General features: G+C 44.6%; 1 protein-coding gene. It reads right to left on the bottom strand.

What is annotated here, in order from left to right; translation table 11 throughout:
* A protein-coding gene (locus HMPREF3050_RS12950; protein WP_141758367.1) for an IS630 family transposase occupies positions 1 to 836 on the bottom strand; the annotation gives its coding sequence in 2 pieces (ribosomal slippage) (positions 1 to 521 and positions 521 to 836; 837 coding nt annotated over the 2 pieces). This gene is flagged as partial in the annotation.
* Between the last annotated feature and the right edge of the window lie 45 nt (positions 837 to 881).

Genomic DNA, 881 nt, shown 5'->3' with positions numbered 1-881 from the left:
AAAATAGGACAGTAGCGCATCGTCAAATCGGGCGTAATCAGACAATACGGTTCGCAGATACCGCTTAATATTCGCCCACACCTTCTCAATCGGGTTGAGCTCAGGTGAATAAGGTGCAAGAGGCAATACCTTATGTCCCCATTTTTCCGCCATTTTCCGTAAGACACCCATACGGTGAAATCGTGCATTATCTAAAATAATCACCGATTTTTGAGTCAATGCGGGCAGTAGGCATTGCTGAAACCACGCTTCAAAAAAGACTCCGGTCATCGTATTTTGATAAACCATCGGAGCAATCAGCCGGTTGCCGACTTGTGCGGACACCAGAGATAAGCGCCGGTATCTTTTTCCACTTATCTGCGCTTTCACTATTTGCCCTTTCGGGCTGCGGGCATAGGGACGGAACAGGTAGCGGTCAAATCCTGTTTCATCCAAATAAACACGTTGGTAGTCGGAAAATTCGGCCAGCTGTGTCAAATAATGCGTTACTTTGGCTGGGTCTTGTTCTTTGTAAGTGGTGGTCTTTTTTTGCGCGTCATCCCCATCTGTTTGAGTGCATAGCAAACGGCGGCTGGCGTACAATCAAAATGTTTGGCGATTTCATGCAGATAGGCATCCGGGTGTTGCCCAACATATTGAGCCAGTTTTTGCCTATCCAATTTGACAGCATTTAGACCGGTAACTTGATGTTTTAGGCTGCCTGTTTGTTTTTTAAGGCGAATCCACAGGTAAAGCGTGTTTCTTGACAGGTTAAACGTTGCTGCGGTTTGGCTGATGTTTTTGCATTGTTCGTAATAGTTTAAAGCTTTGTTTCTTAAGTCCGCAGAGTATGCCATGGTTAGACCTTCAAAGTTGAGTATTGTACCATTTTGTTTTTAATT

The organism is Neisseria sp. HMSC065D04, from assembly GCF_001815675.1.
Taxonomy (GTDB): Bacteria; Pseudomonadota; Gammaproteobacteria; order Burkholderiales; family Neisseriaceae; genus Neisseria.
This window is presented reverse-complemented; position numbering and strand designations above follow the sequence as displayed.